The sequence below is a fragment of the Pseudomonas sp. 1L-E-NC-VB-C3 genome, from assembly GCF_057291535.1.
The window spans coordinates 498,213-525,093 of the sequence record NZ_JBXAWD010000002.1; the positions used below are offsets into that span (position 1 = coordinate 498,213).

Here is a 26,881-nt window from a genome sequence, read left to right on the forward strand (position 1 = left end):
GGGAGTTGCAGAAAATGCCGTCAAGGACCCAAGAAACCTGGCCCCACGGCGCGATCATGCTGGATGCCGAGCACACGCAATTTGCGTTGTGGGCGCCTGACGCGTTCTACGTCAGTGTGGAACTGGAAGATGGAAAATCGTTGCCCATGCTGCCTCAGGGTGACGGTTGGTTTGTAATCAAGGCCAATTGCCCGGCGGGCAGTCGCTACCGTTACTGCATCGATGGCGAACTGGAGGTGCCGGACCCGGCCTCCAGAGCGCAGGATGGTGACCTTGACCGCCACAGCGTGGTGGTCGACCCCCATGCCTATCAATGGCGGCACACGACCTGGAATGGTCGGCCGTGGAGTGAAGCGGTAATTTATGAGTTGCACGTCGGTGCGCTCGGTGGATTTGCCGAAGTCGAACAGCATATGGCGCGGCTGGTGGCGCTGGGCATCACCGCGATCGAACTGATGCCGCTGGCGCAATTTCCCGGTGATCGCAACTGGGGTTACGACGGGGTGCTGCCCTACGCGCCTCAAGCCTCCTACGGCACCCCCGAACAACTCAAACACCTGATCGACACCGCCCACGGCCATGGCCTGGCGGTGATTCTCGACGTGGTCTACAACCACTTCGGCCCCGACGGCAACTATCTGCATCGTTACGCCAAAGGCTTTTTCCGCGAGGACAAGCACACGCCATGGGGCGCGGCGATCGATTTCCGCCGCCCGGAAGTGCGCGAGTTCTTCATTGAGAATGCACTGATGTGGCTGCTCGAATACCGTTTCGACGGCCTGCGTCTGGATGCGGTGCACGCGATTGAAGACCCGGATTTCCTCAGCGATCTGGCCCGGCGCATTCGCCAGCAGATCAACCCGACCCGGCACGTCTGGCTGACCGTCGAAAACGAGCTGAACCAGTCGAGCCTGCTGGAAAACGATTACGACGCGCAATGGAACGATGACGGTCATAACGCGTTGCACGTGCTGCTGACCGGCGAAACCGACGCCTATTACGCCGACTATGCCGCGCAGCCCACCGAGCAACTGGTGCGCTGCCTGAGTCAGGGCTTCGTATTCCAGGGCCACATCACTCGCCATGGCGAACCTCGCGGCGAGCCGAGCGAACATCTGCCCTCCACCGCTTTCGTGTTGTTCCTGCAGAACCATGACCAGATCGGCAACCGCGCGTTTGGCGAACGTCTGCATCAGCTTGCCGACCCGCGTGCGGTGCAGGCGGCGACGGTGTTGTTGCTGCTGTCGCCGATGATTCCGCTGATGTTCATGGGCGACGAGTTTGCCGCCGAGCAACCGTTCCTGTTTTTCACCAGCCACCACGGTGAACTGGCGGAACTGGTGCGTGAAGGTCGGCGCAACGAGTTCGCCGCATTCAGTGCCTTCACCGATCCGCACAAGCGCGAGCAGATCCCCGATCCGAATGCCCAGGACACCTTCCACGCTTCGCAGCCCCGACTGTCCGGCAGCGGCACGCCATTGCAACAGCAGACCCAAGAGCTCTACCGGCAACTGCTGAAGTTGCGCCATCAGTACATCATTCCTCATCTCTCCGGGACCCAGGCTCTGGGCGCGCAAATGCTCGGCTATGGAGCGGTCAGCGCGCGCTGGCGGCTGGGCAACGGCAGTGAGCTGCGAATTGACCTGAACCTCAGTGACACGCCAGTGGTCAACCCTGCACAGACCGATACCGAGTGGCTGTTTCAACAGCCAGCCGCGATCGAACTGTCGGACCCGAACCAACTGCCGGCGTACACCGCGCTCGTCAGCCTCACGGCCGCACCCCTTTTGCACCCCCTGGATGGAGAGCGCCTATGAGCGATGCGCAACTGGAAATACTCGCCAGTCGAGCCGGCCTTGCCGTCGACTGGATCGACGCCAACGGGCGTCAGCAAAAAGTCGCTCCCGCTGTGTTGCGCAATGTCCTGATCGGACTCGGCCACCCCGCCAGCACCGCGCAAGAAATCGATGCCAGCCTGTTGCAACTGCAAGAAGTCCAGCAAGACCGCCATCTGCCGCCCCTGCTGACCTGCGACGTTGGCGTTGCCCTCGACCTGAGTCGCTACTTCACACCGGAGACGCCCTGCGAGATTCATCTTGAAGACGGCGCGCAGATGAACCTCAAGCTGGACAACGAAGCCATGTTGCCCGGCTTGATTCCGGTCGGTTACCAGCAAGTGCACATCGGCGATCAGTATTTCACTCTCGCTGTGGCGCCTGAGCGTTGTTTCAGCGTTGGCGATGCGGTCGATAGCCCGATCCCGCGCGCCTGGGGTCTGAGCGCCCAGTTGTATTCGCTGCGCCGTCCGGGTGACGGTGGTTTCGGCGACACCCAGGCGCTGGAGGAATTGGTTCGTGTAGCGGGTGAACGCGGCGCCGATGCGCTGGCGATCAGTCCGATGCACGCGATGTTCAGCTCAGACAATGGCCGCTACAGCCCCTATTCGCCGTCCAGCCGCTTGTTTCTCAATTCACTGTATGCCGCGCCGGGCAGCATTCTCGGCGAGCGCGCATTGCGTGACGCAATCGATGCCAGTGGCTTGGCCGCGCAGTTCGACCAGTTGGAAAATCTCAAGCTGATCGACTGGCCTGCCGCCGCCCAAGCCAAGCAGAAACTGCTGCAAGCCTTATATGATGGTTTCGTCGCTGGCGAGCATCCGCTGCACGCCGACTTCGCCAGTTTCCGTCATGCCGGTGGCGAAGCGCTGGAGAATCATTGTCGCTTCGAAGCGATTCAGGAAATGCGCGCCGCCCGTGGCGAAAGCCTCGACTGGCGCGAATGGCCGGAGCACTGGCACGACCCGCGCGGCGCGGCGCTGGGCGCTTTTGCCGAAGAATATGCCGAGCGCATCGGTTATTTCGCCTTCTGCCAATGGCTGATCCATCGCTGCCTCGAGCGCGTGCAATCTGCCGCGCGCAGTGCCGGCATGGGCATTGGCCTGATCGCCGACCTCGCCGTCGGTGCTGACGGTGCCGGCAGTCAGGCCTGGAGTTTCCAGGATGAATTGCTCGCCTCCCTGACCGTCGGCGCGCCACCGGACATCCTGAACCGCAGCGGCCAGGGTTGGGGCATTTCCGCGTTCTCGCCGGAAGGGTTGATCCGCAACGGTTTCCGTGCCTTCATCGAGATGCTGCGCGCCAACTTCGCCCACGCCGGAGGCCTGCGCATCGACCATGTCATGGGCCTGCAACGCCTGTGGGTGATTCCCAACGGCGCCGCCCCGGCGGATGGCGCCTATCTGTATTACCCGTTCGACGACATGCTGCGCCTGCTGGCCCTCGAGTCGCATCGGCATCAAGCCATCGTGCTCGGTGAAGACCTCGGCACCGTGCCGGAAGGCCTGCGGGAAAAACTCGCCGCGCGCTCGATTCTGGGCATGCGCGTGCTGTTGTTCGAACAGGACAATACCCGCTTCAAACCGATTCTCGACTGGCCGGATGATGCCTTGGCCACCACCAGCACCCATGACCTGCCGACACTCAATGGCTGGTGGCATGGCCGCGATATCGACTGGAACGCGCGCCTCGGTCTGGTCGATGCCAACGGCGAAATCGACTGGCGCCGGCATCGCGAGCGTGAACGCGAAGGCCTGCGCGATGCGCTGCGTCAGGATCCACAGAACTTCCGCGAAGAGTCTCACGAAGCCGATCAAGTGGTCGATGCCAGTGTGCGTTTCCTCGGGCACACCCGCGCGCCGCTGGTGCTGCTGCCGCTGGAAGATGCCCTGGGTATCGATGAACAGCCGAATCTGCCTGGCACCACCGATTCACATCCGAACTGGTCGCGACGTTTGCCCGGTCCCAGCGAAGCGTTGCTGGACGGCCCCGATGCCGCCCGCCGCCTGGAACTGCTGGCCTGCGCGCGCCTTCAAGCCTCTGAGCGTGACCAATGAATCAACAGCAAATCCAGCCACTGCGCGCCACGTTGCGCCTGCAATTTCATAAAGGTTTTACCCTCGAACAAGCGGTGCCACTGGTGCCCTACTTTGCCCGACTCGGCATCAGCCATATCTACGCCTCGCCACTGCTGGCGGCGCGCGCCGGTTCCATGCATGGCTACGACGTGGTCGACCCGACCCAGGTCAATCCGGAACTGGGCGGCGAGCCGGCATTGCGCCAACTGGTCAGCACCCTGCGTGAACACAACATGGGGCTGATCCTCGACATCGTTTCCAACCACATGGCCGTGGGCGGCAATGACAACCCGTGGTGGCTTGACCTGCTCGAATGGGGACGCCTGAGTCCGTATGGCGAATTCTTCGACATTCAGTGGCACTCGCCGGACCCGTTGATGGAAGGCCAATTGCTGCTGCCGTTTCTTGGCAGTGACTACGGGGTGGCGTTGCAGGAAGGCACACTCAAGCTCAAATTCAACGCGCAGACCGGGACTTTTTACGTCGAGCATTACGACCACCACTTCCCGGTCTGCCCGAACAACTATGGCGAGCTGCTCAAGTCCGACGACACGCTGAAATCGCTGGCAGATCGTTTCAGTACGCTCAGTTACCAGACCGATGCTCACTCGCTGGCGATCCCGCTGAAGCAGGAGTTGCGAGAGCTGGCAAGCGATCCGCGTGTTCTGGCCACCATCGAAAGCAATGTCGCCCAATACGATTCCACCACTGACGAGGGCTTCCACAAGCTCCACGAGTTGCTCGAGCGGCAAAGCTATCGCCTGGCCAGTTGGCGCACGGCGGCGGACGACATCAACTGGCGGCGCTTCTTCGACATCAACGAGCTTGGCGGTCTGCGAGTGGAGCGCCCGGCAGTGTTCGAAGCAACCCACGGCAAGATCTTCCAATTGGTTGAAGAAGGTCTGGTCGACGGCCTGCGCATCGACCACATCGACGGCCTCGCCGACCCGCGTGGCTACTGCCGCAAGTTGCGTCGGCGTCTGGATCACTTGGCACCGGGACGTCATCTGCCGATCTATGTCGAGAAGATCCTCGGCGAGGGCGAAACCCTGCGCCGCGACTGGAGCGTCGACGGCACCACCGGTTACGAGTTCATGAATCAGCTGTCGCTGCTGCAACACGACCCGGACGGCGAACATGTCCTCGGCGAACTCTGGCAGCGCCGCACCGAGCGCCCGGCAGCGTTCATGGAAGAAGCGCAATTGGCCCGTCAGCAAATCCTCAATGGTTCGCTGGCCAGCGACTTCGAAAGTGTTGCCCAGGCGCTGCATCAGGTAGCACGTGATGACTTGATGACCCGCGACCTGACCCTGGGCGCGATTCGCCGCGTGCTGCATGCGTTGATCGTGCACTTCCCGGTTTATCGCACCTACATCAGCGCGATGGGCCGTTCCGAGCAGGACGAAGCGATTTTCCTGCACGCCATGGACGGTGCGCGGCAGACCCTCAGCGAAGCTGACTGGCCAGTGCTCGACTCGGTCGCCAGCTGGCTTGGCGGCACGCCATGGCGCCGCAAGCCACGGGGGCGCTCGCGCAAGATCCTCAAGCATGCCTGCGTGCGGTTCCAGCAACTGACCTCGCCCGCAGCTGCCAAAGCCGTGGAAGATACTGCGCTGTATCGCTCGGCGGTGCTGTTGTCGCGCAACGATGTCGGTTACAACACCGAGCAATTCAGTGCGCCGGTCAGCGAGTTCCACGAAGTCAATCAACAGCGCATGACGGAGTTTCCCGACAACCTTCTGGCGACTGCCACCCACGATCACAAGCGCGGTGAAGACACTCGCGCCCGGCTGGCCGTACTCAGTGAGCGCAGCCATTGGTACGCCGATCAGGTCGAACTGTGGCGCGCCCTCGCCCGCCCGGTGCGCATCGAAGATGACGCGCCTTCCGCTGGCGACGAACTGATCCTCTATCAGGCATTGCTCGGCAGTTGGCCGCTGGACCTGCAGGACGACGACAAGGCCGGTTTCGCCGATTACGCCAAGCGCATCTGGCAGTGGCAACAGAAAGCCCTGCGCGAAGCCAAGCTGCAAAGCAGCTGGAGCGCGCCGAATGAAGCCTATGAAAACGCGGCCCAGGCTTTCACGGAGAAGCTGCTGACCGGTGAAGAAGGCGAGTTGCTGCGTGCGGCGCTGAGCAAGACCGTCAACAGCATCGCCGCTGCCGGCGCGCTCAACGGGCTGGCGCAAACCTTGCTGCGCATGACCGTGCCGGGTGTGCCGGATCTGTACCAGGGCAACGAGTACTGGGACTTCAGTCTGGTAGACCCGGACAACCGCCGCCCGGTGGATTACGCCGCCCGCGAGCAAGCGTTGCAGGCATCCGTGCCGGGTACCGAACTGCTCAAGGACTGGCGTGACGGGCGCATCAAACAGGCGCTGATCAGCGAGGTGTTGAACCTGCGCAAGGACCACGGCGAACTGTTCCGCCGTGGCGATTACCAGCCATTGGAAGTACTGGGCAGTCAGGCGCACAACGTCTTGGCATTCGCGCGTGAACACGAAGGCGTGCGGGCCATTGTCGTAGTGCCGATGCGTTGCGCAACGTTGCTGGAAAACAGTGCCATCCCGCAGGTCGATGCGCTGCGCTGGGGCGATACGCGGGTGGTTTTACCGTCTGCCGCTTCGGATGCAAACCTGAAGGGACTTTTTGCAAGCAGCGTAGTCACACAAAACAGGGAGCTGAATGTCAGCGAAGCGCTGGGGGATGTCCCGGTCAATCTCTTTATCCAACACTTAACACAAGCATGAGTTCAGTTCAGGAGCATTGCGATGAGCACCGACGATAAACGCATTCGCGAATTCGCCTATCAGATCTGGGAGTCGGAAGGGAAACCTGAAGGCCACGAAGAACGTCATTGGGAAATGGCGCGCAAGTTGGCCGAGGCCGAAGCGCTGGCACCCAAGAAGCCACCCAAGGCGGCCGGCAGCAAAGTGGCTGGCAAGACTACAGGCGCAGCAGCGAAAAGCACAGACGGCAAGACACCGGCAGCCGCCAAAGCCAAACCAGCGGCGAAAGCCAAGCCTGCGGCCACGGCCAAAGTAGTCCCGCCGGGCGAAAAGGCTGCCGAGAAAAAGCCGCGAGCAGCGAAGAAGCCTCCGGCGAACTGACCCGATCCATTTTTGAACTGAATGACTGTGTGGCGAGCGTGCTCGCCACAAGGGGTTCTTGCGCCCCGAAGAAAGCCCTTCTTGGGGCAAAACACACCACCCTGTGGGAGCGAGCCTGCTCGCGAAAGCGCTAGGTCAGTTGGTGAAAACGTCGAATGTACCGACGCTTTCGCGAGCAGGCTCGCTCCCACCAGGAAATCTCATTGCCTGAACTGTCCCGTTTTTTTGCAGGAGCAATCATGACCCGTCCAAAGAAAGCCGAACCCGCTGCGCACGCCGAGCCGTCGAGAATCCGTGAAGGCCTGCCCTTTCCGCTGGGTGCGACCTGGGATGGTCTGGGGGTGAACTTTGCTCTGTTTTCCGCCAACGCCACCAAGGTCGAGCTGTGCATTTTCGACGATGCCGGCGAGGTCGAACTCGAGCGCATCGAGCTGCCGGAATACACCGATGAGATCTACCACGGCTACCTCCCGGATGCGCATCCGGGGCTGATTTACGGCTACCGCGTCTACGGTCCCTATGACCCGGCCAATGGTCACCGTTTCAACCACAACAAACTGCTGATCGACCCTTACGCCAAACAATTGGTCGGCGAGCTGAAATGGTCGGAAGCGCTGTTCGGCTACACCATCGGCCACCCCGACGCTGACCTGAGTTTCGACGAGCGTGACAGTGCGCCGTTCGTGCCCAAGTGCAAGGTTATCGACCCGGCCCACACCTGGGGCAATGACCATCGCGTCAGCGTGCCGTGGGACAAGACCATCATTTACGAAACCCACGTGCGCGGCATCAGCATGCGTCATCCTTCGGTGCCGGAAAACCTGCGCGGCACCTTTGGCGGCTTGATGGTCGACGACGTGCTTGAGCACATTCGCAAGCTCGGTGTTTCGTCTGTCGAACTGCTGCCGATTCACGCCTTCGTCAACGATCAGCATCTGCTGCAAAAGGGCATGACCAACTATTGGGGCTATAACAGCATCGCGTTCTTCGCCCCGGACCCGCGTTATCTGGCCAGCGGCAAGATTGCCGAATTCAAGGAAATGGTCGCGCACCTGCACGATGCCAATCTCGAAGTCATTCTCGACGTGGTCTACAACCACACCGCCGAAGGTAACGAGCAAGGTCCGACCCTGTCGATGCGCGGTATCGACAACGCCTCCTACTACCGCTTGATGCCCGACGACAAGCGCTACTACATCAACGACTCCGGCACCGGTAACACCCTGGACCTGAGTCACCCATGCGTGCTGCAAATGGTCACTGACTCCCTGCGCTATTGGGCCAGCGAGATGCACGTCGATGGTTTCCGCTTCGACCTGGCAACCATTCTTGGCCGTTACCACGATGGTTTCGACGAGCGCCACAGCTTCCTCGTCGCCTGCCGTCAGGACCCGGTGCTGCGTCAGGTGAAAATGATCGCCGAACCCTGGGACTGCGGCCCCGGCGGTTATCAGGTCGGCAACTTTCCGCCGGGCTGGGTTGAGTGGAACGACAAGTTCCGCGACACCGTGCGCGCGTTCTGGAAAGGCGACGACGCTCAGCTTGCCGATTTCGCCAGCCGCATGACCGCTTCCGGGGAGATGTTCAACCAGCGTGGGCGCCGGCCGTATTCGTCGGTGAACTTCATCACCGCCCACGACGGTTTCACCCTCAACGATCTGGTCTCGTACAACGACAAGCACAACGAAGCCAACGACGAAAACAATCAGGACGGCAGCAACAACAACCTGTCGTGGAACCACGGCGTCGAAGGCCCGACCGACGATCCGGAAATCAACGCTCTGCGCCACCGGCAGATGCGCAATTTCTTCGCCACTCTGCTGCTGGCCCAAGGTACGCCGATGATCGTCGCCGGTGACGAGTTCGCCCGCACGCAGGACGGCAACAACAATGCCTATTGCCAGGACAGCGAGATTGGCTGGGTCAACTGGGACCTGAGCGAGGACGGCAAGGCCCTGCTCAAGTTCGTCAAACGCCTGATCAAACTGCGCCTGACTTATCCGATCCTGCGTCGCGGACGCTTCCTGGTCGGCGAGTACAACGAAGATATCGGCGTCAAGGACGTGACCTGGCTGGCACCGGACGCCACCGAAATGACCACCGAGCACTGGCACGATGCGCACAATCGCTGCCTGGGCATGCTGCTCGACGGTCGCGCGCAGGAAACCGGCATCCGTCGCAAAGGCGCCGACGCGACGCTGCTGCTGGTGGTCAACGCACACCATGACATCGTCAACTTCACCCTGCCGGAAGTACCGGATGGTGGCTTCTGGACGTGCATGATCGATACCAATCAGCCGTCGATTCGCGGCCAGGAACGCTTCGAATTCGGCCACGAGTATTCGGTGACCGGGCGTTCGTTGCTGTTGTTCGAACTGCAACGTGACGAAGAAGATTGATATGGACTTTCAACATTATCTGGCTCGCCGTCCGCCAGATTACGCCGATACCAATGCCCTCGGCCGTTGCTTGCGGGCAATGGTCGAGGCCGGCCTTGACCGCTTGCCGTTGCCCGGCAGCGGTCACACGCTGGAGCGCTTCCAGCGTCTATCGGAGGTGGGCGGACACGATCTTGGGCTGTGCAAACTCTATGAAGGCCACACGGATGCGCTGGCGATCATCGAGCAATTGGGCGGTACGCCAACCCCAGGCAGCACGTGGGGCATGTGGGCTGCCGAGCCGCCGCAGGCACGGGTGAAAGTCACGCCGTCCGGGCATATGGTGATGCTGAACGGGCGCAAGGCCTGGTGCTCTGGCGCTGCGGTGCTCAGCCACGCCTTGCTCACTGCGTGGGACGCTGATGATCAGCAGCAATTGGTTGCAGTCGCACTCGATCAACCTGGCGTGACCATCACCGATCAAGGCTGGCAAGCGGTGGGCATGGCGGCCACCGGCAGCGTCGAAGTGCTGTTCGACAACGCTGAAGCGCAGGCCATTGGCAACCCCGGTGATTACCTGCAACGGCCGGGGTTCTGGCAGGGCGGGATCGGTATCGCGGCTTGCTGGTACGGCGCTTCACGGCGGATTGCCGAAGGGCTGCGTCAGCATTGCGCGCAACGCGATGAACCGCACGCCCTCGCCCATCTCGGTGCGACTGACACAGCACTGCAAGCGGCGGCCGACGTGTTGCGCTTCAGCGCGTTGCAAATCGATGCGCAGCCTGAGGCTGACGCTGAACTGCTGGCCCGTCGCGCCCGCGCGGTGGTCGAACAGTCTGCCGAACAGGTCATGCGTGAAGTCGGGCGGGCGCTGGGCGCCGGGCCGTTTTGTCAGGATCGGCATTTTGCGCGACTGAGTGCCGACTTGCCGGTGTTTCTGCGCCAGAGTCACGCCGAGCGCGACCTTGCTGCGCTGGGCCAGCGGATTGCCGGTCAATCCTGCGAGGTCTGGGCGTTATGAGGGACAACCCGATCGTCGGCCAGGGCACTTCACTGCAGCAATGGCAGGGTTCGCAGCGTCTGGCCGAACTGCCCGCCATCGACGTTCTTGACCTCGTACCGCTGGGTTCGCGGGCGGTGATCATCGCGCCGCATCCGGATGATGAAGTGCTCGGTTGCGGCGGCATCATGCAATTGCTGGCGGCGGCGGGACGGCCGTTGCAATTGATCTCGGTTACCGATGGCAGCGCCAGTCACCCCGGCTCGCAACGCTGGACGGTCGAACGCTTGAGCGTGGTGCGACCGCAGGAATCCGCCGAAGCTCTGCGCCGCCTCGGCTTGCCGATGCACAGCCTGAAATGGCTGCGCGGCGGGTTTACCGACACCCAAGTGGCGGCTCAGGAAACCGGGTTGAGCGAATTCATCGCCGGGTATCTGCATGCCAGTGACGTGGTTTTCACTACCTGGCGCCAGGACGGCCACAGCGATCATGAGGCCGTCGGCCGCGCCAGTGTCGAGGCGGCGCGACGCGTCGGTGCGACCTGCCATGAACTTCCGGTCTGGACCTGGCACTGGGCAACCCCGGAAGACGCCTCGGTACCATGGGAACGCGCGCGCAAGATTCTTCTGTCACCCACGCACATCGCGCGCAAACGCCACGCGGCCCACGCGTTCGCCAGCCAGTTGGAAGGCGACCGCGACGTCGGGCTCGGGCCGGTGCTCGCTCCCTATGTGCTTGATCGTTTGCTGCAACCTTTTGAAGTGGTGTTCCTGTGAGCGTCGATGACCGCTATTTCGACGGCCTGTTCGCGGGCAATGACGACCCATGGGCGTTTCGCCAGCGCTGGTACGAGCAGCGCAAACGCGCGATCACCCTCGCCGCCCTGCCGCGTCCGCGCTACAGGTCGGTGTTCGAACCGGGTTGCGCCAACGGCGAACTGAGTGCAGAACTGGCTCCGCGCTGCGACCGCCTGTTGTGCTGCGACACGGCGAGCGCGGCGGTGAAGCTGGCGCGCACTCGCTTGAGCGTATTCGAGCATGCCGAAGTCCGTCAGGGCCGCCTCCCGGCTGACTGGCCGGAGGAAAAATTCGACCTGATTGTATTCAGCGAAATCGGCTACTACCTCGACGACAAAGATCTGACAGAAGTGATCCGCCGGGTCAGCGAATCACTGACCGCCGACGGTCAACTGCTGGCTTGCCATTGGCGCCCGCCGATCGAGGGCTGCCCGTTGAATGCACGTCAGGTCCACGATCAGATCCACGATCAATTGGCTTTGCCGCGTCTGGTGCTGCATCAGGAAGCGGATTTCATTCTCGAACTGTGGAGCCGCGAGCCACGCTCGGTGGCGGCACTGGAGGGCTTGCGTTGATCGGTATCGTGATTCCTGCACACAACGAAGAGGCGCTGCTCGATGAATGCCTGCGCGCCGCCCTGCGGGCCAGCCAGCATGGGCAACTGGCCGGCGAGCCGGTGGAAATCCTGGTGGTGCTTGACAGTTGCAGCGACGCCTCGGCGCAGATCGTCAGCGCTTATCCGGTGCTGAGCCTGCAGATCGACGCACGCAACGTCGGCGAAGCCCGAGCCGCCGGTGCGCGACTGCTGCTCGAGCGCGGTGCCCGCTGGATCGCCTGTACCGACGCCGACAGCCGCGTCGCCGATGACTGGCTGGCGGCGCAACTGGGACTGGAGGCGGACGCAGTGTGCGGCACGGTGACCGTCGAGCACTGGCACGAATCGATCGATGAAGCGGCGCAGATTCGCTATCACCGCCATTATCAGGCGCGCGATGGCCATCGACACATTCACGGCGCCAACCTCGGTGTCAGCGCCGAGGCTTATCGCCTGGCCGGCGGTTTCAAACCGCTGACCTGTGACGAGGACGTGCAACTGGTGCGTGCGCTGGAGCGCAGCGGTGCGAATATCGCCTGGAGTCATCGCCCGCAAGTGCACACCAGCGCCCGTCTCGACAGTCGGGCCAAGGGCGGATTCGGTGACTTTCTGCGCAATCTGGCACAGCTGGAATAAAAAAATACGGATCAGATTGATCTGTGACGCGACGAATCGGCTGTCTTGAGCAATACTCTGCCTCGCAGTAATCCAAGGGTTGGAGCACTGCACCGTTGCTATTCATTTGCCTTCACGGGCCGCGATCAGCGTTGGCTGTTCACGACTGAGGGCGAGATACCACAAGGACGTCGCACTCATGAAATCGTCATTGCTCAACGAACACGGCCTGCCAGCACAGATCTGGAACAGCGCGCCGCAGCTCGACAATATTCCCGTCATCAACACCCACAGCCTGGTTCCCGCCGGCGCCCGCGCCGTGGTCATCGCCCCGCATCCGGGCGATGAAGTGGTCACCTGCGGCGGTCTGCTGCAATTGCTTTCCAGCCTTGGCCATCCACTGCAATTGCTCTCCATTACCGACGGCAGCGCCAGCCACCCCGGCTCGCGGCAATGGTCGGAACAACGCCTGAGCGTGTTCCGCCCGCAGGAAAGCGTCGAAGCCCTGCGCCGCCTCGGCCTGCCCATGCACAGCCTGAAGTGGGTGCGCGGCGGCTTTACCGACAACGCACTGAGTGATCAGCAAAGCCAGCTCGCCGAGTTCATCGGCCGTTATCTGCGACCGGGCGACGTAGTGTTCAGTACCTGGCGCAAGGATGGCCCGCCGGATCATGAAGTGGTTGGCCGCGCCAGTTTCGACGCGGCGCAAAAGGCCGGGGCGACCTACCACGATGTGCCGGTGTGGGCCTGGCACTGGCCGGAGCGCGAGCAGCAAATGATTCCCTGGGAACGCGCGCGCAAGCTGCGTCTCGACACCTGGACGGTAGCGCGCAAGAGCCACGCCACCCACGCTTACGCCAGCCAGCTCAAGGGCGAACCGGCCATCGGCATCGCCCCGCTGCTGCCCCCGGTGCTGCTGGAGCGGATGCGCTTGCCGTATGAAATCGTCTTCTTCTGAACGGCGGAAGCTCACAATACCTGTGGGAGCGAGCCTGCTCGCGAAAGCGGTGTGTCATGTGTCAGATGTATTGAACGTGATGAAGTCTTCGCGAGCAGGCTCGCTCCCACATTGGCCCAGCAGTGAATCATCGGAAGGAACTGCCACCCCCTCAAACCAGTCGCATGAACAGGCATGGCCCAAATCAGAGGAGTGAACGTGTCCAGCGATCCCAAGCGTCAAGTGGTCGACGCGCCAGTCATTCATCGCCTGCGGGTACTCACGGTCAACACCCACAAGGGCTTCACCGCGCTGAATCGGCGGTTCGTTCTCCCGGAGCTGCGCGAAGCGATGCGCAGTACCTCGGCCGATCTGGTGTTTCTGCAGGAAGTGGTGGGTGAACACGAACGCCATTCGAGTCGCTACAACGACTGGCCGCAGACCTCGCAATACGAATTCCTCGCCGACAGTATGTGGAGCGATTTTGCCTACGGCCGCAACGCCGTTTACCCCGACGGCCACCACGGCAACGCGCTGCTGTCGAAATACCCGATCCGCGAATACCGCAACCTCGACGTGTCGATCACCGGGCCTGAACGGCGCGGGCTGTTGCACTGCATTCTTGATGTGCCCGGGCATGCCGAGGTGCACGCGATCTGTGTGCATTTGAGTCTGCTGGAGAGCCATCGGCAATTGCAGTTGCAGCTGCTTTGCCAGTTGCTTGAATCACTGCCCGACGATGCGCCGGTGATCATTGCCGGTGATTTCAATGACTGGCAGTTGCAGGGCAACGCCGCCCTCGCCCGTCGCGACTATTTGCACGAAGCTTTTGAACGTCATCATGGGCGCCCGGCGAAAACCTATCCGGCGCGTTTCCCGCTGTTGCGCCTGGACCGGATTTACCTGCGCAATGCCAGTAGCCACGATCCAAGGATTCTCGGCAACAAGCCATGGACGCATTTGTCGGATCATCTTCCCTTGGCGGTTGAAGTGCACCTCTAGCTGCATTTTTGACAGCCATCCAATGACAGGTCGTTCCGGCAATAACCGCTCGGAAGGACCTTTCGTCGGCGGCAAAAAACCGTCAGATGCACCCTTCGCAAGCGTTTTTCCATGCAAACAAGCACTTAGTTATGTGCAGAAAAACAAACGCTTGCGGTTGCTGATTTAAGCGCGCCATTCATCGTGCATTTTCTTGACGCGCGAGCATCGCTCTTCTTATCTCTACCTTACTACCCCCGGAATCACTACTGGGGCTGACCTTCCGGCACTCGCGAAATCGAGCAGCCGCGGTTCGCCCCGCTCTATTCGGTCGCCCCTCGTTCGGGGTAGGAGAGACGCCAAACTCGAGATGACGCATGCGCTTGCAAGGTAGACCTCCATGAAAACTTCACTGACCCCACATGAATTGAAAATCACTTTTTGCACAGTGTCAGGTTCGCTGTTGCTGTGCTCGTCCATGGAGGCGCATGCGGAATTTTCGGCGGATGAACGCGCGTGGTATCGCGCCGATGTCCCTGTGATGACCTTGCCAGTGACCGTGATAACGCCCGGACCGCTGCCATTGAGTCAGCAGAGTTCGCGCCTGATCACCGAAGATCTTGCGCCCTCCACATGGGACGAGCTGTACGGCAAAAGCGCCCGGCGCGCGCAGACGGATGCATTGTCCTCCGGTTACGCGATGCCTGGCGGCGAGTTCAAAGGCCCGGCGGTGGTCACGTTGAAAAGCAGCAGTGGTGCCACCCAGACCCTTGGTCTGATCGGCGGCGATAATCAGATTCAGATGAATGCCGGTGGTGCGCTGACCCGACGTGCCCTCGCCGACCGCAACACTGACAGCCTCAACCTGCAAGGCCAGAGCCTTGGCGCCTATTACAGCCTGGTCGGCGCGCAGGGCTGGCACGTCGACCTGTCGGCCAGTGGCGGTCGGGTCAGCGGTTTCAGTCGGACCCCGCAAGGCAATCGGCAAGTCACCGAAGGCAACGCGATGACCTTTTCCGTTGAAGGCGGTTATCCGATCGGCTTGAGTGACAACTGGGTGGTCGAACCACAGGCGCAACTGATCAACCAGCGCATCAGCCTCGACGCGCCTTATGCAGGCTCGGGCAACGCCTCGTCGACCGACCTGACCGCGTGGAGTGGCCGTGTCGGTGCGCGATTGAAAGGCAGTTATGACTTGAACGGGTTGCCTGTTGAACCCTACGTGCGCACCAACCTTTGGCACACGGTGTACACCGGCAGCACGGTGACCCTCGATCAGGTCGACAAGATCAGCAGCAGCCGCAAGTCTTCAACAGTGGAATTGGGCTTGGGACTGGTGGCGCGGGTCACACCGGCGGTAAGCCTGTACATGAGCGCCGATTACAGCAGCGATGTGGATGACAATGACCTGAACGGCATTATCGGCAGCCTTGGAGTGCGGATGCGTTGGTGATCTGCTGAACGCTGAAGAACCTTGTGGGAGCGAGCCTGCTCGCGAAAGCGGTGCCACCTTCAACATCATCGTTGACTGACATGGCGCCTTCGCGAGCAGGCTCGCTCCCACAGGTGCTAGCCGTGCGGCTTGAGAATCAACACCGCCAATGGTGGCAGGTTCAGTTCCAGCGACAACGACTGACCATGGCTTGGCACTTCTTCGGTCAACGCTCCGCCGCCATTGCCATAGTTGGAGCCGGCGTAAATGTCGGCGTCACTGTTGAACAGCTCGGTCCAGCGCCCGGCAAACGGCACGCCGACCCGATACGCCTGGCGCGGTACCGGGGTGAAGTTGGCAACCACCAGCACTGGCGAGCCATCCTTGCTCCAGCGCAACCACGCGTAAACGCTGTTGATCGCATCGTCGCCAATCAACCACTGGAAGCCCTGCGGCGCATCGTCCTGATCGTGCAGCGCCGGCTCTTCGCGATACAGCCGGTTGAGATCGCCAACCAGTTTCTGCACGCCCTTGTGCTCGGAATACTGCAGCAGGTACCAGTCCAGCTGCTGATCGTGGTTCCACTCGCGCCATTGGCCAAACTCGCAGCCCATGAACAACAGCTTTTTGCCCGGATGCGTCCACATGAAGCTCAGATAGGCGCGCAGGTTGGCAAACTTCTGCCAGCGATCGCCGGGCATCTTGTCGATCAAAGAGTGCTTGCCGTGCACCACTTCGTCGTGGGAAATCGGCAGGATGAAGCGTTCCGACCAGGCGTAGACCAGACCAAAGCTCAACTCGTTGTGGTGATGGGCGCGGTACACCGGATCCTGCTGGATGTAATGCAGCGAGTCGTGCATCCAGCCCATGTTCCATTTGTAGGCAAACCCGAGACCGCCCTGCTGGGTGCTCTGGCTGACGCCCGGCCAGGCGGTGGACTCTTCGGCAATCACCAGCGCACCCGGCGCTTCCAGCTCAACCACGTCGTTCAAATGCCGCAGGAAGTCGATGGCCTCCAGGTTCTCGCGACCGCCGTGGCGATTCGGCACCCATTCGCCCGCCTTGCGCGAATAGTCGCGGTACAGCATCGACGCCACCGCATCGACACGCAGGCCGTCGATATGGAAGTGTTTCAGCCAGTGCAGCGCCGAGGCCAGCATGTAACCGTGCACTTCGGTGCGACCAAGGTTGTAGATCAGCGTGTCCCAATCCTGATGGAAGCCTTCCAGCGGGTTGCCGTATTCGTAGAGCGCGGTGCCGTCGAACTGCGCCAGACCATGGGTATCGGTGGGGAAATGCGCCGGTACCCAGTCGAGAATCACCCCGATGTCGGCCTGGTGACAGGCGTTGACGAACTCGGCGAACTGATCCGGCGTGCCATAACGCGCACTCGGGGCGAATTGCGAAAGCAACTGATAGCCCCAAGAACCGCCGAAGGGGTGCTCCATGATCGGCATCAGTTCGATGTGGGTGAATCCCAGCTCTTTGACATAAGGAATCAGGCGCTCGGCCAGTTCCGGCCAGGTGTACTGGCGCGCGACCTCGCCGAGATCATCCAGCTCGCACTGCCAGGAACCGGCGTGCAACTCGTAGATCGACAGAGGTTTGGAGCGCTGCTGGCGATCCTGACGGGAATTCATCCAGTCGTGATCCTGCCAGTCGATCTGCAGGGGCGAGGCAACTTTCGAAGCGGTGTCCGGCGGCAGGCTGGTGGCCAGTGCCATCGGGTCGGCCTTGAGCGGCAGAATGCCGTGGGCGCCGAGGATTTCGTACTTATACAACTCCCCCGCTTGCAGACGCGGGATGAACAGTTCCCAGACACCGGACGGATGACGCAGCCGCATCGGGTGGCGACGGCCGTCCCAGACGTTGAAATCGCCGACCACCGATACACGGCGGGCATTCGGTGCCCACACGGCAAAGCGCACACCGTCCACGCCATCAACGGTCTTCAGCTGCGCACCGAGGCAGGCGCTGAGGTCGCGGTGGTTACCCTCGGCGAACAGATACAAATCCATCTCGCCGAGCAACTGGCCGAAGCTGTACGGGTCTTCGGCAACCTGCTCGCCACCGGCCCAACGTGTGCGCAACAGATACGGTCGCGCCTGGTCGAAATGGCCGACAAACAGCCCCGGCGTTTCGGTCATCTCCAGCGGGCCAAGCTCTTCGCCGCTGTCCTTGTCCAGCACTGCCACACTCAGCGCACCTGGCAAATAGGCGCGGATGAACTGCCCGCCGGCGCCATCGCCGTGCGGGCCGAGAATGGAAAACGGGTCCTGATGTTCAGCGCGCACCAAAGCATCGATGTCGCGCGCCGAGGGTAACAATGCTTCCTTTACCACACCCTGTTCCTTGTTCGAGAAACTCATGACTACTCTCCACCAAGATCGGAAAAGGGTTTAAGCCCTGTCAATAATCCATACAAGCCGTGCAATGGCACGGGCAGCCACGTTGGGCGGTTTTCTGCCTCGTAAGCCACTTCATAAGCGGCTTTTTCCAGGCCGAACAACGCCAGCGCGGCGTCGGCACCCTCGGGATCCTGCCAGGCATGCTCAAGACTAGCTGCTGCCTCGCGGTATGCCTGGACAAATACCTCGCGTGCCTCACGCAGATAACGCTCGGCGACCCGTTTGCGCGCCGCTTCGGCTTCGACGCTGTTATCAACGTTATGCACATTGATGGTCATCGCCGCTGCGTAATCGAACGAACGCAGTACGCCGCTGACGTCCTTGTACGGGCTGTGTTTACCGCGACGCTCGCTCAATGGCCGCGCCGGTTCGCCCTCGAAGTCGATCAAGTAGGCGTCGCCCTTGATCACCAGCACCTGGCCCAAATGCAAGTCGCCATGCACCCGAATGCGCAAGCCGCCGGTGGCTTTCTTCGCCAGATCCTGCACATGGGCAAGAATGGTTTTCTTCTCGTCGAGCAGACGCTTGACCAGTTTCTGATCCGTCGCATTCAACTCGCCTTGATGCTGCTTGAGCAGCTTCAAGGCGTGTTCGACCTGGGCGGTGACATCCTTGCCCGTCGCGGCCATGTCCTTGCTCGACGACACTTGCGGCGCGAAGTCGGCATTGTCGGTTGGCGCAGCGAGCACCTGATGCATCTCGCCCAGACGCTGGCCGAGCATGCCGGCGAAGTCTCTCAGCTCGCCGAGGGCGTTGTAATGCTGCTCCTGCTCGGACATGGCGTCGGCCAGTTCATCACGCAGCGCCCGTTCAAGGTTGTTCTGCGTCCATTCCCACGCGTCGCCCTGATTGCTCAGATAGCCTTGGGCGATCATCAGCAGATTGTCGTCCCCCTGCGCGTCACGGCGAATCACCGAACCGAGCAGTGGAGAGATATTGGCAAACCCGGCCTCGGTCAGGTAAGCGCTCATCTCCAGTTCCGGGTGTACGCCAGAAGCGACTTTGCGTATCAGCTTAAGCACCAGACTGTTGCCGATTACCACTGAACTGTTCGATTGCTCGGCCGACAGGTAGCGCACATCCGACTCGGCGCCGAGGCCGAGTTTTTCCAGATGATCTGTCTGTTCGAAGCGGATTTCGCCTTCGATCGACTCCAGTACGGTGTTGTTCTGCATGCCTTGCAGAACGGCGCGGACGAAGGTTTCCAGGGTGAACGCATCGGTGATCAGGCCAACCTGACGCACACGGCGTACACGCGAAAGCGCCAATTGCTGCGGCAATGGCGGGCCGACATGGTCTTCGCCAATGAAGCCGAACGGCAGTTGATAACGATTGGTCTGGCCACCGCTGGTTACTTCGATTTCGCTGAGCAGCACCGGATGCTGGGCATCGCCGAAACGCACGCCGTAAGCCAGATTGACCTTCTCGATCGCCGCATCCTTGCCGGCAAACCAGCGACGATTCTGCAGCCAGCTCGGCAGGATGCTTTGCTCCAGCGTCGTCCGCGATGGCGCTTCGAGCAGTTCTTCCATGCGTTTTTTCAGTACCAGCGTGGTGAAGTCCGGCAGGCTCTGTGCCGGCTCGACGTGCCAGCTCGGCATCTGGTTCTCTGCTGCCAGTGCAAACCAATAGAAACCGTACGGCGCCAGGGTCAGGAGGAAATTCAACTGACCGATCGGCGGGAACGCGTTACCACCGAGCATTTCCACCGGCACCATGCCGACATACGCCGACAGGTCCAGCTCGACCGCTTGCGCACTGCGCGAGACGTTGGCCACGCACAGAATGATTTCGTGCTTGCCGTCGGCATCAGTGTATTCGCGGGTGTAAGCCAGCACGCGACGGTTGCTCGGCGAGAGCATTTTCAAGGTGCCACGGCCGAACGCCTTCGATTGCTTGCGCACTGCGAGCAGGCGCCGCGTCCAGTTCAACAGTGAGTGCGGATCGCCGGACTGGGTTTCGACGTTGACCGACTGATAGCCATACTGCGGGTCCATGATCGGCGGCAGTACCAGACTGGCCGGATCGGCGCGGGAGAAACCGCCGTTGCGGTCGATCGACCACTGCATCGGTGTACGCACGCCATCGCGATCGCCGAGGTAGATGTTGTCGCCCATACCGATTTCGTCGCCGTAGTACAGCGTCGGCGTGCCGGGCATCGACAGCAGCAGGCTGTTGAGCAGTTCGATGCGGCGACGGTCGCGTTCCATCAACGGTGCGAGACGACGGCGAATACCGAGGTTGATCCGCGCGCGACGGTCAGCCGCGTAGTAGTTCCACAGGTAATCGCGCTCGCGGTCGGTGACCATTTCCAGGGTCAGCTCATCGTGGTTGCGCAGGAAAATCGCCCACTGGCAATTCGCCGGAATTTCCGGGGTCTGCCGGAGAATGTCGGTGATCGGGAAGCGATCTTCCTGCGCCAGCGCCATGTACATGCGCGGCATCAGCGGGAAGTGGAAGGCCATGTGGCATTCGTCACCATTGACGCCAGCAGCGTCGGTGTCACCGAAATACAGCTGGGTGTCTTCCGGCCACTGATTGGCCTCGGCCAGCAGCATGCGATCGGGATAGTTGGCGTCGATCTCGGCACGGATCTGCTTGAGGACGTCGTGGGTCTCGGGCAGGTTTTCGTTGTTGGTGCCGTCGCGCTCGATCAGGTACGGAATCGCGTCGAGGCGCAGGCCGTCGATGCCCATGTCGAGCCAGTAACGCATCACCGACAACACGGCTTTCATCACTTGCGGGTTGTCGAAGTTCAGATCCGGCTGGTGCGAGTAGAAGCGGTGCCAGAAGTACTGGCCAGCGACCGGATCCCAGGTCCAGTTGGACTTTTCGGTGTCGAGGAAGATGATCCGCGTGCCGTCGTATTTCTGATCGTCATCGGACCACACGTAGAAATCCCGCGCCGCTGAACCCGGCTTGGCTTTACGCGCACGCTGGAACCAAGGGTGCTGGTCGGAGGTGTGGTTGATGACCAGCTCGGTGATCACCCGCAGCCCGCGCTTGTGCGCTTCGGCAATGAAGCGCTTGGCATCGGCCATGGTCCCGTAGTCGCTGTGCACACCACGATATTCGGCGATGTCGTAACCGTCGTCGCGACGTGGCGAGGGATAGAACGGCAGCAGCCAGATGGTGTTGACGCCGAGGTCGGCAATGTAATCGAGTTTGGCGATAAGCCCGGGAAAGTCACCGATCCCGTCATTGTTGGAGTCGAAAAACGATTTGACGTGAACCTGATAGATCACCGCATCCTTGTACCAGAGCGGGTCTTTGATGAAGGCGGCTGCCTTGGGTTTCTTCGCCATGTGGAACTCCTGAAAAATTCTCTGATACACCGAGGGACTCGCAGTGGTGAGCCCCTGTGGCGAGGGGATTTATCCCCGTTCGGCTGCGCAGCAGTCGCAAATTGTTAACGCGGTGCAGCTTGAAAACAGGGGCCGCTGCGCGCCCCAACGGGGATAAATCCCCTCGCCACGGAGGCGGTGCAAATGTTACGAAGCGGTAATCCGCCAAATCCCGAACGGCTGATACGCCGGATCGATGCGCATGAACTGATATTTGCCGTGCCAGTCCCAGCGATGGCCGTTCATCAAGTCTTCGCCATGGGTGGTGGCATCGTCCGGCAGGCCCATTTCCCACAGCGGCAGTTCGAAATTCGCTTCCTGCACGTTATGCGGATCGAGGCTGACTGCGACCAGAATGAAATTGCTGCCATCGGCGCTGCGCTTGCCGAAGAACAGAATATTGTCGTTCCAGGCGTTATAGATTTTCAGGCCCAGATGCGTATGCAGCGCCGGGTTCTGCCGGCGGATGCGGTTGAGCTGGGCGATTTCGGCAATGATGTTGCCCGGCGCGGTGAAGTCGCGGACGCGGATTTCGTATTTCTCCGAATCCAGGTATTCCTCTTTGCCCGGTACCGGTGCCGATTCGCACAACTCGAAGCCGGAATACATGCCCCACAGGCCCGAGCCCATCGTTGCCAAGGCAGCGCGGATGAGGAAACCGGGACGCCCCGACTCATGCAAGAACGCCGGATTGATGTCCGGGGTATTGACGAAGAAGTTCGGCCGGTAGCATTCGCGCCACGGCGACTGATTCAGCTCGGTGAAATATTCCGCCAGTTCGGCCTTGGTATTGCGCCAGGTGAAATAGGTGTAGCTCTGCGAGTAACCGACCTTGCCCAGACGCGCCATCATCGCCGGCGTGGTGAAAGCCTCGGCGAGGAAGATCACTTCCGGATACAGGGTGCGCACATCGGCGATCAGCCATTGCCAGAACGGCAGCGGTTTGGTGTGCGGGTTGTCGACGCGGAAGATCTTCACACCTTCCTTGACCCAGCCGACGACGATGTCGCGCAACTCGACCCACAGACTCGGAATTGCATCCGGCGCATAGAAGTCGACGTTGACGATGTCCTGGTACTTCTTCGGCGGGTTTTCGGCGTATTTGATCGTGCCGTCCGGGCGCCAGTTGAACCAGCCCGGATGCTCCTTGAGCCACGGATGGTCCTGGGAGCACTGGATGGCGAAGTCGAGAGCGATTTCCAGACCGTGATCGGCGGCGGCAGCCACCAGCCGGCGGAAATCTTCACGGGTGCCGAGCTGCGAGTGAATCGCCTCGTGGCCGCCCTCTTCGCTACCAATCGCATACGGGCTGCCGGGATCATCCGGGCCAGCAGTCAGGGAATTGTTGCGGCCCTTGCGGTGGGCGCGGCCGATCGGGTGAATCGGCGTGAAGTACAACACGTCGAAGCCCATGTCCTGAATCATCGGCAGACGCGAGTGCACGTCGTTGAAAGTGCCGTGACGCTGGGGATCGTCGGTGATCGAGCGCGGAAACAGCTCATACCAACTGGCGAACTCGGCGAGTTCGCGCTCGACGTCCATGGGGAATTCGGCGCTGATGCTGAGGTAGGCGCGGTGATCAGCCTGGGCCATCAGCTCTGCACTGCGCGAGTGCAGAAACAGCGCAACCTGCTCGGTTTCGAGCAGGCCGGACAATTCATGGTGCAGCGCGGCAAGCTGCTCGCTGAGCTGACCTTCGCTGCGTTCTGCGGCTTGTTGCACCATGGTTCGGCCTTCCTGCAGCTCCAGGGAAACCGGCACAGCAGCGTTGTGCTTCTTTTCCAGTTCGTACTGGAAGCTGGCGAAATGGTCGATCCACGCTTCGATGCAATACAGATAGCGGCCCTGCTCTTCGGGGCGGAACTGGCCTTGCCAGGTGTTGTTACCCTGATCGGACATGACCTCGGTCTGCCAGGTTTCCTGGCCTTCTTCGCGCCAGCGGATGCGTACGGCGAGCTTGTCATGGCCGTCGGCAAACACTTTGCTGGTCACCACCACTTCGCGCCCGGCAATCGACTTGACGGCAAACTGGCCGCCGTCGAGGGTCGGCATGGTGTTTTCGATGACGATTCGAGGCAGCAGCAACGCCTGCGACAATGGCATGTGCGGGTTGTAACTCAGCTCTGAAGGTCTTTCAGCAGTCATTGAGCATCTCTCCTTAACGCCCCAAGGACGCTCTTGTGCCGGAACAGTATTCGCGACAAAGCGCCGGCCCTGTCATGAACTCACTTAGGTTCCGAGCAACCGGCGCGGGGAAAAGTTCAGATGAAATTAACAAGACAAACCGGCGGATCGAATTTGCCGTGGCCGGGTCAACTCACTTAAGCACGTCCCACGCCATGTGCCATATGGAGGTCATCAGATGAACATCCCGATCCCGGCGGAAACGCCTGATCCGAACATCGACAAACCCACCCTGCCGGATACCGAGCCGCCACCGGTGCCCGAGCAAGAGCCACCCGGCACCACGCCACCGCCGAAAGAAGAGCCACCGAATACGATGCCGCCAGTGATCGTCTGACCCTGCCCCCCTGATAGTTCCCACGCGAAGCGTGGGAACTATCAGGCAACGGCCATCAGCCGGCGGGAAGTCAGAGGTGGTCGTTCTTGTCGACATCCTTCTCGAACACTCTCACCACGTAAGGCATCACGCTGAAGATCGCCAGTGCCAGAATGGTACTGAGCAATGCCGTCGCTTCCTTGCCCAGCCCCGCCGCCACGCCGATCGCCGCCGTCATCCATAAGCCCGCCGCCGTGGTCAGGCCTTTGACATGGGCCTCGTCGCCCTGCTGATTTTTCAGAATGGTGCCGGCGCCGAGAAAGCCGATCCCGGCAATCACACCCTGCAAGACCCGACTCATGGCATCGGATTCTGCGCCCGAGGTCTGCGGCACCAACACGAATAGCGCAGCGCCCAACGCCACCAGCATGTGCGTGCGCACGCCCGCTGCCTTGCCTTTATGCTCGCGCTCAAATCCGAGTATCCCGCCGAGAATCGCCGCCATCAGCAGGCGTACGGTGATCCGGGTCATTTGCGAGGCGTCGCCGATATCGGCAAATTCGGCTTGCATCGTGGCCCACACTTCATCCCACCAGTCTTCCATCGTGCTTCCCTTGTTATTGGCTTGATAAGCGATGGACAACAGCGACCATTAATCGGTTGCGCAGAACGAACTGCGCGCTGCGTTTCCTAACGTGCAGACCTCACTTGAAAGGACTGCCGCCATGACCGTTCGAATCGATGCATCCAACCCTGAGCAGAAAGTGTGTTTTTTCACCGTCGAGCATGGTGAGGAAATCCGTATCTGCGACACGTTGACAGTCGAGACCGATAGCGAAAAAGCCATGTCGTTCGTGGAAATCGAAGGCAAACGCGCCTACATCACCGAAGCAGAAGCCGATGCCCTGACCGTGGCCGGGGCTAAAGACGGGCGCAAGCACGTTAAAGCCGATGACAGTGGTTCGGTGGTTTGATTGACCTCGCTCAATACGCTGCGCAAACATCCGCGATAGGCGTTTGCGCCGCGCCCACCCTGATGCTTCAAGTTGTCGCAGGCATTGCGCCAAACCCCATCTGATCCGCTTTTTATTGCCAAACCTGAGTCTGTTCTGCAAACAGATCGGCGCCCATAGTTCATCGGCCTGATGGAGGCTGATGAGCGAACGAACATGAGCGAGCAAATCCCCGTCCGAACCGTAGAAGCAGCGCCGACGATAAGAAGCGTACCCGCGCGCCCTCTGAAAGCGACTGCCGGATCCACCGACAAGCAGATCCACACCCGCAGTTTCACCGGCCTGTTCCGCAACCTGCGTATGAGCGGTGCCGGGTTTCTGTTCCTGCTGTTCTTCGGCACCGTGTGGCTGAACTGGGGCGGTCGGCAGGCGGTGCTGTGGGATCTGGCGGAAAGCAAATTCCATATCTTTGGCGCGACGTTCTGGCCGCAGGATTTCATTTTGCTCTCGGCGCTGCTGATCATCGCTGCGTTCGGACTCTTCGCCATCACCGTGTTTGCCGGTCGCGTCTGGTGTGGTTACACCTGCCCGCAGAGTTCGTGGACGTGGATCTTCATGTGGTGCGAGAAGATCACCGAAGGCGAACGCAACCAACGGATCAAACTGCAAGCGGCGCCGTGGAGCCTGAACAAACTGGCGCGGCGCGCCGCCAAGCACACGTTGTGGCTGGCGATCAGCGTGATGACCGGCCTGACCTTCGTCGGTTACTTCACCCCGATCCGGCCGCTGGCTGAAGATTTGCTGACCCTGCAGATCGGTGGCATCAGTCTGTTCTGGGTGCTGTTCTTCGCCGCCGCCACCTACATCAACGCCGGTTGGCTGCGTGAAGCCGTGTGCATGCACATGTGCCCGTATGCGCGGTTTCAGAGTGTGATGTTCGACAAGGACACGTTGACCATTGCGTATGATGCCGCCCGTGGCGAAAACCGTGGTCCACGCAAGCGTGATGTGCGCCCGGTCGAAGCCGGCCTGGGTGATTGCATCGACTGCCAGTTGTGCGTGCAGGTCTGCCCGACCGGCATCGACATCCGCGATGGCTTGCAAATGGAATGTATTGGCTGCGCAGCGTGCATCGACGCCTGCGATTCGATCATGGACAAAATGCATTACCCGCGCGGCCTGATCCGCTACAGTTCCGAGCGCGAATTGCAGGGCGGCAAAACCCATCTGCTGCGTCCGCGTTTAATTGGCTATACGGCGGTGTTGTTGGTGATGATCGGAGCGTTGGCGCTGGCATTGATCGAGCGGCCGATGGTGTCGCTGGACGTGACCAAGGATCGCGGGTTGTTCCGCGAGAACGCTCAGGGGCAGATCGAGAATATTTATTCGCTGAAAGTGATCAACAAGACTCAGCAGCGACAGGAGTACCGGATGAGTCTGGTTGATGGCGACGGGTTTGAATTGCAGGGCAAAACGGCATTGAGCCTGGCGCCGGGAGAGATTGTCGATGTGCCGGTGTCGGTGGCGATGACCACCGAGCGCCCGGCGAGCAGTTCGCAGACGTTGAGTTTCAGGATTGAAGACAGTGACGAGCCGCAGGTATACAGCGTGGCGAAGAGCCGGTTTGTGGCGCCGATAAATCGTTGAGAATTTGGCATTGCTGCCCTCACCCCAGCCCTCTCCCGGAGGGAAAGGGAGCCGACCGAGGTGTCTGTCGCTATGCATCGACCTGAAAGACCGAGTCGATTATGGATTCGGCAAAGCACTGTCAGGTCGGCGTATTTCATCAGCATCCCCCAATCAGTCCCCTCTCCCGGAGGGAGAGGGAGCCGACCGAGGTGTCTGTCGCTATGCATCGACCTGAAAGACCGAGTCGATTATGGATTCGGCAAAGCACTGTCAGGTCGGCGTATTTCAT

At 61.0% G+C, this 26,881-nt stretch carries 19 protein-coding genes; 15 read left to right on the forward strand and 4 right to left on the reverse strand.

Going from position 1 to position 26,881, the window contains the following annotated elements; all coding sequences use genetic code 11:
- The first annotated feature begins 14 nt into the window (after positions 1-14).
- The 12 genes from treZ to AC0Z5Z_RS05645 all read left to right on the forward strand — a co-directional run bounded on the left by treZ (position 15) and on the right by AC0Z5Z_RS05645 (position 15,779).
- Positions 15-1,817 (forward strand): malto-oligosyltrehalose trehalohydrolase, encoded by a 1,803-nt coding sequence (treZ, locus tag AC0Z5Z_RS05590; protein WP_485610832.1) that lies wholly within the window; start codon positions 15-17, stop codon positions 1,815-1,817.
- The gene (gene malQ / locus AC0Z5Z_RS05595; protein ID WP_485610833.1) at positions 1,814-3,892 is read left to right on the forward strand and encodes a 4-alpha-glucanotransferase; all 2,079 of its coding nucleotides are present in this window, start codon (positions 1,814-1,816) and stop codon (positions 3,890-3,892) included. Before treZ ends, malQ begins: the two co-directional genes overlap by 4 nt.
- Complete coding sequence (locus AC0Z5Z_RS05600; protein WP_485610834.1) at positions 3,889-6,663, forward strand: malto-oligosyltrehalose synthase; 2,775 nt, start codon at positions 3,889-3,891, stop codon at positions 6,661-6,663. Before malQ ends, AC0Z5Z_RS05600 begins: the two co-directional genes overlap by 4 nt.
- A 21-nt stretch (positions 6,664-6,684) precedes the next feature.
- Complete coding sequence (locus tag AC0Z5Z_RS05605; protein WP_056785823.1) at positions 6,685-7,023, forward strand: DUF2934 domain-containing protein; 339 nt, start codon at positions 6,685-6,687, stop codon at positions 7,021-7,023.
- Positions 7,024-7,262: 239 nt separating this feature from the next.
- On the forward strand, positions 7,263-9,422 hold the full coding sequence (gene glgX, locus AC0Z5Z_RS05610) for a glycogen debranching protein GlgX (RefSeq protein WP_041480983.1): 2,160 nt from the start codon (positions 7,263-7,265) through the stop codon (positions 9,420-9,422).
- Position 9,423: 1 nt separating this feature from the next.
- The gene (locus AC0Z5Z_RS05615) at positions 9,424-10,422 is read left to right on the forward strand and encodes an acyl-CoA dehydrogenase family protein (protein ID WP_485610835.1); all 999 of its coding nucleotides are present in this window, start codon (positions 9,424-9,426) and stop codon (positions 10,420-10,422) included.
- Complete coding sequence (locus tag AC0Z5Z_RS05620; protein WP_076563072.1) at positions 10,419-11,177, forward strand: PIG-L deacetylase family protein; 759 nt, start codon at positions 10,419-10,421, stop codon at positions 11,175-11,177. The genes AC0Z5Z_RS05615 and AC0Z5Z_RS05620 overlap by 4 nt, the downstream gene beginning before the upstream one ends.
- Positions 11,174-11,773: a class I SAM-dependent DNA methyltransferase gene (locus tag AC0Z5Z_RS05625; protein ID WP_353187720.1), complete on the forward strand. Its 600-nt coding sequence runs from the start codon at positions 11,174-11,176 to the stop codon at positions 11,771-11,773. Before AC0Z5Z_RS05620 ends, AC0Z5Z_RS05625 begins: the two co-directional genes overlap by 4 nt.
- Positions 11,770-12,429, forward strand: coding sequence for a glycosyltransferase family 2 protein (locus AC0Z5Z_RS05630; RefSeq protein WP_095179947.1), 660 nt, complete (start codon positions 11,770-11,772; stop codon positions 12,427-12,429). Before AC0Z5Z_RS05625 ends, AC0Z5Z_RS05630 begins: the two co-directional genes overlap by 4 nt.
- Positions 12,430-12,607: 178 nt before the next feature.
- Complete coding sequence (locus tag AC0Z5Z_RS05635) at positions 12,608-13,366, forward strand: PIG-L deacetylase family protein (protein WP_095179945.1); 759 nt, start codon at positions 12,608-12,610, stop codon at positions 13,364-13,366.
- 198 nt (positions 13,367-13,564) lie between these two features.
- Positions 13,565-14,347, forward strand: a complete 783-nt coding sequence (locus tag AC0Z5Z_RS05640) for an endonuclease/exonuclease/phosphatase family protein (RefSeq protein WP_056786852.1) — start codon at positions 13,565-13,567, stop codon at positions 14,345-14,347.
- A 379-nt stretch (positions 14,348-14,726) separates the two neighbouring features.
- On the forward strand, positions 14,727-15,779 hold the full coding sequence (locus tag AC0Z5Z_RS05645; RefSeq protein WP_406229066.1) for an autotransporter domain-containing protein: 1,053 nt from the start codon (positions 14,727-14,729) through the stop codon (positions 15,777-15,779).
- 116 nt (positions 15,780-15,895) lie between these two features.
- On the opposite strand, the gene glgB is transcribed toward AC0Z5Z_RS05645, so the two are convergent.
- The 3 genes from glgB to AC0Z5Z_RS05660 all read right to left on the reverse strand — a co-directional run bounded on the left by glgB (position 15,896) and on the right by AC0Z5Z_RS05660 (position 23,655).
- On the reverse strand, positions 15,896-18,127 hold the full coding sequence (gene glgB, locus AC0Z5Z_RS05650; RefSeq protein ID WP_056785807.1) for a 1,4-alpha-glucan branching protein GlgB: 2,232 nt from the start codon (positions 18,125-18,127) through the stop codon (positions 15,896-15,898).
- Between the two features lie 2 nt (positions 18,128-18,129).
- Positions 18,130-21,471, reverse strand: a complete 3,342-nt coding sequence (gene treS, locus AC0Z5Z_RS05655) for a maltose alpha-D-glucosyltransferase (protein ID WP_056785803.1) — start codon at positions 21,469-21,471, stop codon at positions 18,130-18,132.
- A 186-nt stretch (positions 21,472-21,657) separates the two neighbouring features.
- Entirely contained in the window at positions 21,658-23,655 is a 1,998-nt protein-coding gene (locus tag AC0Z5Z_RS05660) for an alpha-1,4-glucan--maltose-1-phosphate maltosyltransferase (protein WP_095179938.1), read from the reverse strand.
- Between the two features lie 217 nt (positions 23,656-23,872).
- Between AC0Z5Z_RS05660 and AC0Z5Z_RS05665 the strand changes: the two genes are divergently transcribed.
- Positions 23,873-24,031 (forward strand): hypothetical protein, encoded by a 159-nt coding sequence (locus AC0Z5Z_RS05665; RefSeq protein ID WP_167351302.1) that lies wholly within the window; start codon positions 23,873-23,875, stop codon positions 24,029-24,031.
- Positions 24,032-24,101: 70 nt separating this feature from the next.
- Here AC0Z5Z_RS05665 and AC0Z5Z_RS05670 read toward each other — a convergent pair whose 3' ends face one another.
- Positions 24,102-24,614, reverse strand: coding sequence for an MgtC/SapB family protein (locus tag AC0Z5Z_RS05670; protein ID WP_056785798.1), 513 nt, complete (start codon positions 24,612-24,614; stop codon positions 24,102-24,104).
- A gap of 121 nt (positions 24,615-24,735) precedes the next feature.
- Here AC0Z5Z_RS05670 and AC0Z5Z_RS05675 point away from each other — a divergent pair, with 121 nt between their 5' ends.
- Together AC0Z5Z_RS05675 and ccoG are read left to right on the forward strand one after the other, a co-directional pair.
- Positions 24,736-24,984, forward strand: a complete 249-nt coding sequence (locus AC0Z5Z_RS05675) for a DUF3203 family protein (RefSeq protein ID WP_236168879.1) — start codon at positions 24,736-24,738, stop codon at positions 24,982-24,984.
- A 195-nt stretch (positions 24,985-25,179) separates the two neighbouring features.
- Positions 25,180-26,610 carry a cytochrome c oxidase accessory protein CcoG gene (ccoG, locus tag AC0Z5Z_RS05680; protein WP_485610836.1) on the forward strand — a complete coding sequence of 477 codons (1,431 nt, stop codon included), beginning with the start codon at positions 25,180-25,182 and terminating at the stop codon, positions 26,608-26,610.
- The last annotated feature ends 271 nt before the right edge of the window (positions 26,611-26,881 follow it).